The sequence below is a fragment of the Enterococcus sp. AZ140 genome, from assembly GCF_051714405.1.
Classification (GTDB): domain Bacteria; phylum Bacillota; class Bacilli; order Lactobacillales; family Enterococcaceae; genus Enterococcus_B; species Enterococcus_B pernyi.
On the sequence record NZ_JBIORU010000001.1, the window covers coordinates 2,419,274 to 2,432,396 of the forward strand.

At 34.7% G+C, this 13,123-nt stretch carries 11 protein-coding genes; all 11 read right to left on the bottom strand.

Features of this window, described 5'->3' with window-relative positions:
* Nucleotides 1–3 precede the first annotated feature (3 nt).
* Nucleotides 4–1,839: a beta-glucoside-specific PTS transporter subunit IIABC gene (locus tag IGJ39_RS11060; protein WP_438764712.1), complete on the bottom strand. Its 1,836-nt coding sequence runs from the start codon at nucleotides 1,837–1,839 to the stop codon at nucleotides 4–6.
* Complete coding sequence (locus IGJ39_RS11065) at nucleotides 1,829–2,680, bottom strand: PRD domain-containing protein (RefSeq protein WP_438764714.1); 852 nt, start codon at nucleotides 2,678–2,680, stop codon at nucleotides 1,829–1,831. Before IGJ39_RS11065 ends, IGJ39_RS11060 begins: the two co-directional genes overlap by 11 nt.
* Nucleotides 2,681–3,296: 616 nt before the next feature.
* Nucleotides 3,297–3,917 (bottom strand): bis(5'-nucleosyl)-tetraphosphatase (symmetrical) YqeK, encoded by a 621-nt coding sequence (yqeK, locus tag IGJ39_RS11070; protein WP_438764716.1) that lies wholly within the window; start codon nucleotides 3,915–3,917, stop codon nucleotides 3,297–3,299.
* 347 nt (nucleotides 3,918–4,264) lie between these two features.
* A complete protein-coding gene (locus tag IGJ39_RS11075; protein WP_438764718.1) occupies nucleotides 4,265–4,672 on the bottom strand; it encodes a hypothetical protein in 408 nt (135 codons plus the stop codon).
* 240 nt (nucleotides 4,673–4,912) lie between these two features.
* Complete coding sequence (locus IGJ39_RS11080; protein WP_019723443.1) at nucleotides 4,913–5,224, bottom strand: hypothetical protein; 312 nt, start codon at nucleotides 5,222–5,224, stop codon at nucleotides 4,913–4,915.
* Between the two features lie 25 nt (nucleotides 5,225–5,249).
* A complete protein-coding gene (locus IGJ39_RS11085) occupies nucleotides 5,250–6,659 on the bottom strand; it encodes an EndoU domain-containing protein (protein WP_438764720.1) in 1,410 nt (469 codons plus the stop codon).
* 1,728 nt (nucleotides 6,660–8,387) lie between these two features.
* Nucleotides 8,388–9,260, bottom strand: a complete 873-nt coding sequence (locus IGJ39_RS11090; RefSeq protein WP_335883018.1) for a hypothetical protein — start codon at nucleotides 9,258–9,260, stop codon at nucleotides 8,388–8,390.
* A gap of 279 nt (nucleotides 9,261–9,539) precedes the next feature.
* Nucleotides 9,540–10,466, bottom strand: a complete 927-nt coding sequence (locus tag IGJ39_RS11095) for a hypothetical protein (protein WP_438764723.1) — start codon at nucleotides 10,464–10,466, stop codon at nucleotides 9,540–9,542.
* A gap of 11 nt (nucleotides 10,467–10,477) precedes the next feature.
* Nucleotides 10,478–11,095, bottom strand: coding sequence for a hypothetical protein (locus IGJ39_RS11100; protein ID WP_335883020.1), 618 nt, complete (start codon nucleotides 11,093–11,095; stop codon nucleotides 10,478–10,480).
* Nucleotides 11,085–11,576, bottom strand: a complete 492-nt coding sequence (locus tag IGJ39_RS11105) for a hypothetical protein (protein WP_335883021.1) — start codon at nucleotides 11,574–11,576, stop codon at nucleotides 11,085–11,087. Before IGJ39_RS11105 ends, IGJ39_RS11100 begins: the two co-directional genes overlap by 11 nt.
* A gap of 152 nt (nucleotides 11,577–11,728) precedes the next feature.
* The gene (gene sufB / locus IGJ39_RS11110) at nucleotides 11,729–13,120 is read right to left on the bottom strand and encodes a Fe-S cluster assembly protein SufB (protein WP_019723680.1); all 1,392 of its coding nucleotides are present in this window, start codon (nucleotides 13,118–13,120) and stop codon (nucleotides 11,729–11,731) included.
* Between the last annotated feature and the right edge of the window lie 3 nt (nucleotides 13,121–13,123).

Consider the following 13,123-nt stretch of genomic DNA (forward strand, 5'->3'; position numbering starts at 1 on the left):
CTCCTAAATAATCACTGCTAAAACTTGATTCGTACTGTCATCAGCCAAGGGTACGACATCTAAAAAGTCTGCGCTATTCGTGACAACAACCATCACTGTTGGATCAAAACCAGCTGCTTGGATGGCAGAAAAATCAACTGTTGCCAACACATCGCCAGTCTTTACCTGATCGCCGACTTTTACATAACTAGTAAATCCTTTTCCTTCAAGGTTCACTGTATCGACGCCCACATGAATCAATACTTCTACTCCATCTTCTGTCTTGATTCCATACGCATGTTTTGTGGGGAAAACTACGGTGACTTCTCCTGCGATCGGTGCAAAAATCTCGCCACTTTCTTCATCTGGAATCACTGCAAAACCCTTACCTAAAGCACCTGAAGCAAACGCACTGTCTGAAACTTGACTCAACTGGATGACCTCACCTGAACTAACATTTTCCAGTGCGATTTGACCAGTTTTCGTCAGGGATTTTTCTTTTTCAGTTGCTTTATCTTCTTGTGGCATCCCCAGCCCATAAGCAACAGCTCCAGCTAGAAGAAATGCTGTGACGCATGAAATGATCATCCAAACAAAGTTTGCTGTTCCACCAATCAAGAAAGCGGGTAATCCTGCTAATCCCCAAGCCATTGTCCATGCTTTGACACCCGCTAATCCTGCAATCAAACCGCCAATCCCACCACCAACGATTACCGCAATAAATGGTCGGCGATATTTTAAGAAGACCCCAAAAATAGCTGGTTCTGTGATTCCCATGACCGCTGAAAAACCAATCGTTCCAAATGTCGCTTTTTCTTTCTCTTTTTTCGACTTCAAGAAATAACCAATCATCGCTCCAGCAACGGCAATATCTGAAATCGTGGCAGCTCCAGTAATCACCGGATCATAGCCTAGTTCCGCAAAGAAAGTCAATCCGATTGGGAATAAGAAATTCGCAGCACCTAAGACGATCAAGAACGGTTGGAAAGCTGCATAGAGCATCACCACGATCCAATAACCAATGTTTTCAGACAACATCGTGAAGACCCAAGAGATCCCAGAACCGATCCACATACCAACTGGCCCAAAAACGGTTAAGAGAACAGGTAATACGATCATCAAGGAAACTGCTGGAACAAAAAACAGCTGAATCGCTTTCGGCACTACTTTTTCTAACTGAGTAGTCACAAATTTCAACAAGGCGATCGCTAATAAAATCGGAATGAATGTATGGGAATAATCAATCACAGGTAATTGATAACCAAACAAACTTAACCCTTCCGCACCAGTAATATTTGAAGACATTACAGTCGTCGCTAAAACAGTTGCGACATACGGATTGACGTTCAATCTTCTAGCTGATGAAAAAGCAAAAAAGATCGGTAAGAACGTAAAAATCGACGTTTGTAATGTCTGGAAAATTTGATACGTTGGACTTTCCGCCGAAACGATTCCCGTCAAAGAAAGCAAACTCAAAATCCCAGCAATCATTCCTGCCGCAATCAACACTTCGATAATTGAAGTCATTGATTCAGAAACCACTGATAGTACTGCTGTCGGGATTTTCTTCCATGATAATTTTTCTTTCTCCGAAGTAGCCTCACTCCCACCCCCTAAGCCTGTTAATGACATGAAATCATTATAGACTTCAGTGACATGCGTACCAATAATGACCTGATACGCCACGTCATTAGAGACGACGTCAATCACTCCGTCTAGTTCTTTTATTTCTTCTGTTTTTGCTAAGTCGCGATTATTTAGCGTCAAACGTAAACGTGTGACACAATGGGCCGCAGCTACAATATTTTCTTTTCCGCCAACTAATTCAATAATTGCTTTATTTAACTTTTCATATTTCATCTGTTTTTTCAATCCTTTCTGTTAATCGATTGATGTGCATCATCAAATACGTTTCTTCATTCATGGAAAGATCTGCTTTAAATTGATGCTTGATATAAATTTTGATTTTTTGGACCGCTTTGAAAGCCTCCGGATATAACTGACTGATTTGTTGATACAATAAAGAAATACTTCCTTCTGACAGTGCCAACTCACTTTTGATGATCCGTTGGATAAAGTATTGCAAATGTGTTGAAAACCTCATAAAGTTCGTCGAAGATTCATCGATTTTAAATGTATAGTGTTTTTCAATAATAGAGACAATATCACTCAATGTTTGCATTTCCAGTAACCGATCAGATTTCTTATTGTCCCAAAAGTTGATGAAATGCAAAGCGATAGAAGCCGCTTCGTCATTAGGAATAGTTAGATTTTTTTCTTTCTCGATCATCTGGAGACTCTCCAGTGCGAGATCAAAATGACGAGGATAAAACCGGCGAATATCCCAAATCAACGGACTTGCAATAAACTGGTTCTTTTCAGCTCGTTCTAAAAGAAACTCTAAATGATCCAGTAATGTTAGGGTTAAATAATCACTCACTTTGATGCCAAGTTTCCCCTCTGCATTTTCAATGATCCGACTAATCAAAAGAATGTCATTTGAATCCGACTTTGAAAGTAAGTAGCTAAAATGCTCCAACATTTCATAAGAATCCAAAATATACATTTTTTCGATCTCGTCTTCTGAAACCTGTTGGCCTTTTTTCTTACGAAAGCCAATTCCCTTGGAAACAATAAAGACCTCATGTCCGCCCTTCTTGATCAATGCCACATTGTTGTTGATTATCTGTATTATTTTCACTTGCCCTATTCTCCTTTCCTAAAAAAAAGAACTCAAAAAAGATTTAAGGGACTGTGCCTTAAAATCTTTTTTGAGTTCTGCCTGCATTGCAGTAACATACTCGCATTTAATACTGCCGCGTATTAAATGGGTTCTTCTTTTTATTGATGATATATAATTAATGATAAATGTGTTTTACGGAAATGTCAACGCTTTCTTTGTTGGTGCATAACAAAAAGGAATGAGTAACAGCCGATTTTTTCTATTACATCATTGGTTGTTTCATCCATCTATTATTTGATTTATTTCATAAAACAACTGCAGCAAGTCCTCATTTATAAGAACTTTCGTCAGGATTTTGCTCTTTTTTTATGACAAGCTGATACTCAACTGTAATAGTAAAAAAAAGAGAGTACTACATTCAAAGTACTCTTTTCGCTTCAGCATTTCTCACTGTTCTTTTGAAAAGTAGATGGTTTTCTCCTTTTTCTTTTTTCTTCACTATCTTCCAAAGAAAAAACAGATTTTTGGATTTTTTATGTTTCTTTTAAAGTTCTTTGGATTTGTAAAGATTTGTTTTCTTCAGATAAATCAACACTATTTAAAATTTCACTGTCATGATAAAAGTTTGGTAAATTTATAAATTCTGGCATATATCTCTCCCGTCCTCTCTTTCACTAACTGCCTTAGACAATGATTCATGTGCTTCTTTTAGCCATGGATGAACAACTTTGACGCCTTGATCTAATAGATATTTAATATAATACAATGCAGCACTTTCTAAAGAACATTCAAGTGCTGATAATAAACCGTCTAGATACGGAGGAATTCCATCTTGATCCCAACTTATTTTATCTGCCACGAACACAACTAAGTCTAGTTGAGAATACCTCCCCCTTAAAGTTGTATGACACTCAATTGCAGATAATATCTCATTGTCAGTGATATCAAAAATCTTTTCTGCCATTCTTTTTGAAATCTTCTGGTGAATGATCATTGGAAATACCAACTCTTCTTGATTTAGTTCTATCCCCATTTCTTTTGCTATAGTAATTCTACGATTGTTTGGATAAATTGCGGATATATCGTGTAAATAACCCGCTATTTTGACTTTTTCGCCATTGATATTGTAATTTACAGCAAGCTTCTCCGCACAATCGCCGACTGCTGTACAATGTTCATAGGTTTTTATATGGTCATGTTCTTCAAGAAAACGATAAACATCATTTCTTAATGCCAAACTATTCACTATTGTCATTTTTTCCTCCATTTACTTACTATGTGTATTTTCAAATGAATTATTTACTACTTATGGTTATTAAAAAAATCGAGCCTTACATAGAAAAAATATACATAGAGAATTAGATATTTTATACTCTACTTTTAAATATATTCATAATTTTTCTTCTGATTTAACAATTATCTCGGTCTTGCCTAAATACTGAATTTCTTTGCCAAAGATTTGTTTTATGTAATTTAATTCCACTTCATCACTTTTCTTGATAAGTGTGTAATAACTTCATAGGTAGAAAAAGAAACGATAAATTTGAATCGCTTCTTTTCAGTATTGGATTTGGATCTTAAAATAAAATTGTATATATCCTTTTATTTATTTTGTTGTAAAAAGGCTTCTAAAATACGCTTTACCGGTAAACTGGCATTTTTTAATAAACTTTCTGCTTTTTTTATTGTCGCTACATTGGAAATAATCATGGCTTTATATGGTTCTTTATCGAATGAGCGCAACGAATCTAAAGCATATTCAGCAACCTCAGCATTATCATTTACTAGCTCTAACAACAAGTTGAAGCCATTCATACCAGTATCCTCTTCAATAGAATAAGCTAGTCTAATTTTATATCTATCATTCTTTGTTTTTACAGATTGCATTAACGCTCTCCAATCGCTCTCGGTAAAATTTCCTAGTAATTCTTCAGCATAGATACAGCCATCATCATACCAAGAATCCTCTGAACTATCTTCAGATAATATTTTATCTAACTCATCATACATATTTTAACACTCCTTATTTACTAAATCCTATAGCAGGAGGTCCATTAACTGTTCCAGTAGGATAAGCACTAATTATTTTAGCTCCTTGTTTTATTACATCAATTTTGACGCCACCAACAATACTTCTATGCCCTGTTGCACCATCACTAGCTAACTAGCTTGCTATTACCAATAGTCTTTGAACTTTCAATGATTTTCGTATCAATGCAGCTCTCTGGAAATGCTGTACTGGTTTTTATTTTAATTTTTTATGTAACTTTCAGCATCAGAAATAAAAAAGGTTAGCTTCAAATCAGGATATTTTTTATCAAGTTCCCTTAAACAAGAGATGAATCTTTTACTTTGTAATTTTTCAGAAACATCAGCAAAAACTGAGCTAATCAATAATAAGTCTTCCTTAGAACAATTTTTCAAATAATTGATTGTTTTATCTTCACTCATAGATAGTATAGTGGTTAATTCTGTCCAACTTTTTTCAAGTCCAAAGTCATCTTCTTCATGTAAACTTCTTCGTTCTTCTAAGTTTTTATTTATTTGATTAAATATATCCATAATTTTTTCTCCTTTAAATAATTATTTATGGTTGTTTCGTGCCATCTGGAAAAATGGTTCCAATATCCCCATCCGTTTTTATTACACCTACTCGTACACCATTATAGTCCCCAAAAATAACATCCCCATTTTGAGCACCCACAAAATTTGATTGGTTAGCAATATGCTGTGCTGCACGTTCTATCTCTTTATTTGTCCAATTTTCAGGAAACCAAGATTGACCTGTGCCTATACGTTTCGACGGTGTCTTGTGGTGTGGTACATTTCCAGCTCTGACACCATTAGAGTAAGTTTTTTCAATATTAACTTCAAACCCATTTTCCTTTAGAAAGTCAATGTTAGCTTGGCCATGTCCCCCACCCTTCATTTTGGAAACTTTTCCTGTGGAAGGATTAACAGTAAAATCTCCGACATCAGCATGTTTCAAACTTTGTTCCGGAATTTCAAGTTTAGAGACTGTAGCTCCTCCCTCTTTCTCACTAAACGACTTTTTCTTGATACTCCCAACATCATCCATGCCATCTAATCTCGAAGCACCTTTATTTCCATAATATGCGCCCATCACTGTATCGCCAATATTTGTAAGCGTTCCTGACCAAGCAGCATATTTGAATTTATTCGCTTCTTCTTGGCTGATTTTCTTTCCTGTGTAGGGGTTGATTCCTATACTAGCACAAGCGAGTGTTTTGCGATTGATCTCTTCTAGACTATCTGTTTCTTTGATTAACTCAATCTCTTGATCACCTGATTCAAGAACTAAAAACACATCTTTTTTTATTTTCTCAAAATAACTTTTATTCGTACCTTTTGGTAATGCGTACGAACCATCACTTTTGATTGTCGTATTATTTAATATCAATACACCTTGCATCGCTAACTCTAACTCATCTAAACTATTAGCAAATAAACCGCTTGTTTGTGTATTGAAATCCTGTAGTTTTCTTAGTTGATTTTGTAAATGATCGATATCTTCTTGAAAGCTATCAGTCATTCGCTGCAAATCTCTTTCAACATTCAACAATGTATCTAGCACACTTGCAATCGGATTCAGTCTTGTTTGTAATTGGACATAAAATAAGATCTGGTCTAGTGAATTTTTCATTGTACGTGTAACTTGAACCTGTTGATTTAACTTGGTTTCATCCAATTCGCCTTCACTTGCTACTATTTTATCGGCATTTTGGTATTTTTTCAATTCTTGTTCAATCTGTTCAATGGCATTTGTTGTGCGGGTAATCGTTGGAATGATCAAGTCCGCAAACAAGCCTTTGCCTGCTGTATACGCCGCACCAGATAATTGCTTACCATCTACTGCTGAGATAACTTTTTGACTACCCGATTTTAATTGACTAACTGTTTCTTTGCCACTTTCTAAATTACTTTTAAGCGCAGACATAAAGTCCGAAGATTCACTACTAACATAAATCAATCCCATGAGAGGTTTCTCCTCTGCACCTGTAATTCTTCCCGTTCTATTTCTAATTTCTGTATGGCTTTATTATATGTATGATTTAATTCCTCATCGGCTTGCCTTAACTGGCGTTGAAAAATATGCTGTTTTGTTTCATTATTTTTATGTAACCACTGTGTCGAGGGATAGCCCTGTTGTACTCCTTCATGGTTTAACTCAGCTAATTGACGAAAACCTCTTTGAAGTACATCTTGTAACTAAAGTAGTTTTTCTTCCAATACACGTTTTTCATTCGATAACTTTTCTTGATGTTGTTCCACTTTGACAATTTCTTGTTGATTCTTTAGCATTTCATCATTCATTTTCTTACCTCCATTCCATCTCATAAATTCGATTTGAACCTAACTAGAAGTAATGAGTTTTACCGCTTTAAAGACCATTTCGCTACTTCCAAGATATAAATCGGATCACTATCGATCTTTGTAGAGAAAGCGCATTCTACTTAAAGCTTACCAAATATATAAATCGGAAAACTAAAAATTTCATAAAATGTTGTTTTGGTATCATAATCGTGCAAATCGTTGTAATTGTTCTTTTAAATATAAAAAAATGCAAAAGAAAAAGGCTTACGCCCTTTACCAAAAAACTATGCGGAGTGTCTCTCTCTACGCCATGCGATTGCAATGTTGTTCAGTCACACATTCTGCAATACCGTACCAGGCGGAGCGACCGCTGGCATATTGCAGCTTTACGAGATGTGGTCAGGCATGACAGCCTACAAATTCCACAGGGGCATTCGGTATATTTTGATTATGATTAGTATCAACATATACCGCCTTCTGCTACTCTCACGCGTTTCTTGTCTTATAGATTATTTCTAATCACTTCACGGCGAAGGACTTCTTTGGATGTTTCCATCAGTGTGAAATGCCAATCCCTTAGCAAATCTCTTCACGGAGAGGCTAAGTCTTATCAACTTAGCTTTCTATTGTCGTCCCGACAAGTTCGCTACCTTACATTTGGTCACACTTTGCACACGTTCTTTGCGTTCCAATGCTTTTACACTGGCTTTCCTCTTGTTACCAAGAATACTCACTTGATACGTAACAGTATCCCATTACGACATCAACAACGACTTATTCCCAAACGTTCCTTGACGAGTTGCTTAAACTCTTATACACAAGGTTCTGCATTAGTTTTTTGATAAAAAGAATAAACCTTTTAATATTTTCAGAAAAATTATTATCTTATATATTTAACTGACATCAACGATATCAATCTTTCTCAACTTTATCATAAGTTGACAAAAATTTCGTTCCTTAAATTTATAAAAACGAAAAAAAGTGGAACGATTATCAGATGTTTTCTGATGATTGTCCCACAGACCCTTCCAACGAAGGGGGGGTTCTACAAGTTTTAACAGTTTCTAAATGCTGATATATAAACATCTGTCGTTTTGGACGGTACTCCGAAATTCTGGTAACCTTTCGGGATTAGTGCTAGTTGGGATGTTAGTTTGATATAAACTTGCTCAAAAATCACCGTTAACTCTCTTGGCTAATTATAAAATTATCAGAAAACAAACAATTTTAAAACTTAATCAGAAAATCAAAATTAAATTAACACTTAAACATATCAGCACTTTATTCTACCTTACCTAATATATTTGTAGCAAATTCACTTGTTATTACATAAAATAATCATCAAAAAAATATTTAAACGAATAATGATTGTCTTCTACCGTATTATACTCTAATCGAAATATCCAGTGGTATCTATATCCAACCAATTTTCCTCCACCACATCAATATCTACTATATTATCTAATTTTGAAAACAAGTTCCCTGTAAAAGGAAAACTATGACTAAATTCGAGACTATCACCTCGTTTCACATCACTATTGGAACCAATTTGAAAATCTACTTCAACATTCCCTAAAATTTCAATATATAGATATTCATTATCAAATTCACAAGTTATGGTATCTATACTGGGATTAGGAGAATAATAGTGCGTTGCAATTTCATCAAGTTTATTTACATAGTTATTTACGAAAAAAACTTCTACTTCATGCTTTATTGATTCTGCTATATGTTCTTGCAAAGATTGGTTTATTTGCTTTACTAATAATAGATAGCTCAAAAACTCTTGAAGTAATCTTAACGAACTTTTTTTTGCTTCATTCCAAGTAAAATCTAAACTTTTTTCATTAAAATGGGTATACTTGTTTAGTTGTTTTTGCTGTTTAGTCAGTTTTTCTATCTCAATATCAACATCAATTTCTAATTCAGCTAAAAGTTCATGAAACTCAATTGGCGTATTACCTAAAATAGAGTATTTATATTTCTGATTAGTTGTAACTCCCGAAGTCGCTTTTTCAGGCTTTTCATACCACCAAGCTTGTTTGATCATTTGTTTATTAGATATCCTATCTACAAATATATTAAGCATTTCTCTAATATTTAAACTAAAATTTGAATAGTGTAGCGGATTATATATTTGACCAAGTGAGAGCATGCTCGATTTTAAAATTCTTATTTCAAAATCACTTAACAGTTCTGTCTTTGAAATATTCTTTATCTCTTGATAATGTTCAAATAGTTCATTTGAACTTTTTACATTCATGTTTTCCCCATCCTGTCCATTTCCAAAATTAATTTTTATTTTCCAACAAAACCAAGAATGCTATTTCTAAATTACTATAAAACTTCTAATATTTCTAGGCTTGATTCCAAACTAAAATCCTTTTAAATCAGCAAATTCTAATTCTAACAACTAAATATCCATTATATCCCTACTAAATTCGCTCGTAACCCCTCTTCTTGGACTATCCAATGATTTTATTCTGGATAGCCCAAGAAGAGGGGTTAGCTAAAGAAAAAAAATCGATTATTTGTGAGTAAATTATTTTTTTTTCAGTAATTCTGTAATATTTCTTTTAATAGTTTTTCCTATTTCATTAAAAAATGCCCGCTCTTTTTTCTCACTCCAATTAGCCCTTGGGGGTGTCTGTTCATCTGAAAAAATTTTTATTAGATTAGGTATAAGCTCTATGAATGATCTTAAAAGTATTCTTGATTTGACAATTTTTTCAATTCCAAACATATAGGGTCCTTCATAATCAGTTATAGACACATCTATGAAACTTTCTTCTCCTAAAGTAATATCATAAAAATGGTCGTCCTCTTTAATTTCTAAATTTACCTTCGATATATTTTGATTTTCAAATAAAAATAAAAGAGTTGTCAACATATTCAAAATTCTTTTCCCAGTTCCTTGGATTGTGTTTATTTTGTCTTCTGTTTTCCCCATAAAGCCTGTTAAACTTTTTAGGTACAGGTTAGAATTCACGCCTAATGGTAAGCTAGGATTTTCAATTAAATTATACACTAACCAAATAAAAAGATCTGACTTAATACCACCTATAGTTTCTGCTTTAATTTCATGCTTCCCCTCATAACCGTGCAATTTCCTTAATACAGACAAAGTAAGCGGTGCATATCCTCTATTAACTATATATTTAACTTTATTTTTATGACTATAAATTATTATCTCATAATCTTCAATTTTAATTCTCTTTTCTCTGTTACTATTACTTTTTTCACTATTTCTAACTCTTTCAAATTGAAACTCTAAAAAATTATACTCTACAGTTTCATTATCAAGTTGTATACTTTCATTTTTCGGAAAAGCTTTTGTTATTCTGAAAGTTAAATTACTATTATCAAATGGATCTATGCTAGGTTTAAGCCATTCAGAATAAGACATTATATGATCTATTAAGCTATTTATATCTCTATTTATCGTATTTTGCCACTTTGAATATACCATATTGACACCCCTTAATTTTGTTTCAATTCTAATTTATTCTTTTTAATACTAACAAAACCTAACCAGATTGGTTTTTCTATAACAAGGTAATCTTTATCACCCTTATTGTATTCTTCCAAAACTAGACTTAATTTAATTGTTCGGACACTTGAAACTTCCTTCTTATATCTGGATATTATTTTATTTATATCTAACACGTAATTTGAACCGTCTGGGGCAATAGAAATAAAACTTCTACTTGAATTCTCATGTAACTGAATCATATAAGATTCAGGGCATATCAAAGTAATACTCTTGTAAGTTTTCCTGACCTTACCTTTGGCTTCTATTTTCATTTCTATATCCATGCTTCTTTCTAAATCTGATTCAGAAAAAACAATCTTATTAGTCTCTTGATTCGGGTAACTAATATTTATGTCAATATGCAGTAAGCGATTGTTGACGAAATTAAACACTAATGCAAATATCACACTAAAAATAAAATTATAAAAACCAATATCTAATGATGCTAAAACTTTTTGATCCGCTATATTTAAAAAAATAGTTGCAAGCGGAAATTTATATGCACATATACATGAACCTACCATTAATAATAAGACTTTAACTTGTTTTAACACTTCACTCCCCATTAAAATACCTCATTAAAACTGGAACAATGAAACTATTAAATAATTCTTCATTTCCGAAATATATACCATTTGATAATATTGTTGCATTATCGTAGTTTCCGCCTCGACCTACAATTTTTATTTCACGAATATCTATAGACTCATTATCATAACACCAAGATAATTCATCTATTAATTTTACAATATTTGAGTAATCATTTCTCATAGAAAGAATTATCTTATTAATACTCTCTTGTATTTCCAAATCGTCTTCGCTTCCTATTTTTAGAGCTGCTACTAAATATTCTTTATTATTTATCGCAGTTTCTTTTATTAGCTCTATCATAACTTCAGAGTTAAACAAAACTTGCCGGCTATTTTCCTGCTTTAATTTTTTTATCAGTTGCGAATATGAAATCTTGTTTGTATCATAAGAAATTAATTGAAAAGAGTAACAATTATTTTGGAAATGTTTAAATATTTTTTTATTTACTACACTCATATTCCATACCCCATTTCTTATATCAGAATAATTATATCAAGCATAGCGACACAATACTAATACTATTTGACTTTTGTTGTTGCTTTCCTCACGCCCAAACAAATAAAGCCAGAAACACCTTCGAATAGGCATTTCTAGCTTAATCAATTCACTTACCCCACAGACCCTTCCATCTCATAACTAATCAACCGATTCAACTCTACCGCATATTCCATCGGTAGTTCTTTCGTGAATGGTTCGACGAAGCCCATGACGATCATTTCTGTGGCTTCGGATTCGGTCAAGCCGCGGCTCATGAGGTAGTAGAGTTGTTCTTCTGAGATTTTGGAGACTTTTGCTTCGTGTTCTAACGAGACTTGGCTGTTGTGGATCTCGTTGAATGGGATGGTATCAGATTTGGACCATTCGTCCATGATGATGGTATCGCATTCGATGTGAGAGATCGAGCCGGCACTGTCTTTTGCAAAGGTGACTTGGCCTCGGTAGTTTACTTCGCCGCCGTCTTTTGAAATTGATTTTGAGACGATCGAGCTTGAAGTGTTTGGTGCATTGTGGATCATTTTTGCGCCTGTGTCTTGGATTTGGTTGGCTCCGGCAAATGCAATGGATAGCATGGTGCCTCGTGCGCCTCGTCCGTCTAAGTAGACACTTGGGTATTTCATGGTTGTTTTGGCTCCTAAGTTGCCGTCGATCCATTCAACGGTTGCACCTTCGTAGGCTTTTGCTCGTTTGGTTACAAGGTTATAAACGTTGTCGGACCAGTTTTGGATCGTTGTATAGCGGCAGTAACCGTCTTTACGGGTAAAGATTTCCACGATGGCTGCGTGTAGGCTGTTGGTTGAATAGGTTGGTGCAGTACAGCCTTCGACATAGTGGATGCTGGCGCCTTCGTCCACGATGATCAACGTACGTTCGAATTGGCCCGTGTTTTCGGCGTTGATTCGGAAGTAGGTTTGTAATGGGACATCGACTTTGACGCCTTTTGGTACATAGATAAACGTACCTCCAGACCAAACGGCTGAGTTTAGTGCGGCTAGTTTATTGTCTGTTGGTGGCACGAGTTTTGAAAAGTATTCTTTGAATAGTTCAGGATACTCTTTTAGTGCAGAATCTGTATCGGTAAAGACGATGCCGAGTTTTTCGAATTCGTCTTTCATGTTGTGGTATACGACTTCTGATTCGTATTGGGCAGAAGCGCCGGCTAAGTACGCACGTTCGGCTTCTGGAATACCGATTCGTTCAAAGGTTTCTTTGATTTTTTCTGGTACGTCATCCCAATCACGGGCAGGTCGATCACTTGGTTTTTGGTAGTATTTGATGGCATTGAAATCTATATCAGATAAGTCTGGTCCCCAGTCTTGCATGGGCATTTTGTTGAATGCTTCTAGGGATTTCAAACGGAACTCTAACATCCATTCTGGTTCTTCTTTGATTCGTGACATTTCCCGAACGACTTCTTCAGTCAAGCCTTCTCCTGTACTAAAAACGGGTTCCACGTCGTCGTGGAAGCCAAATTTATATTCTTCTAATTCTGGTACGCCCATTTG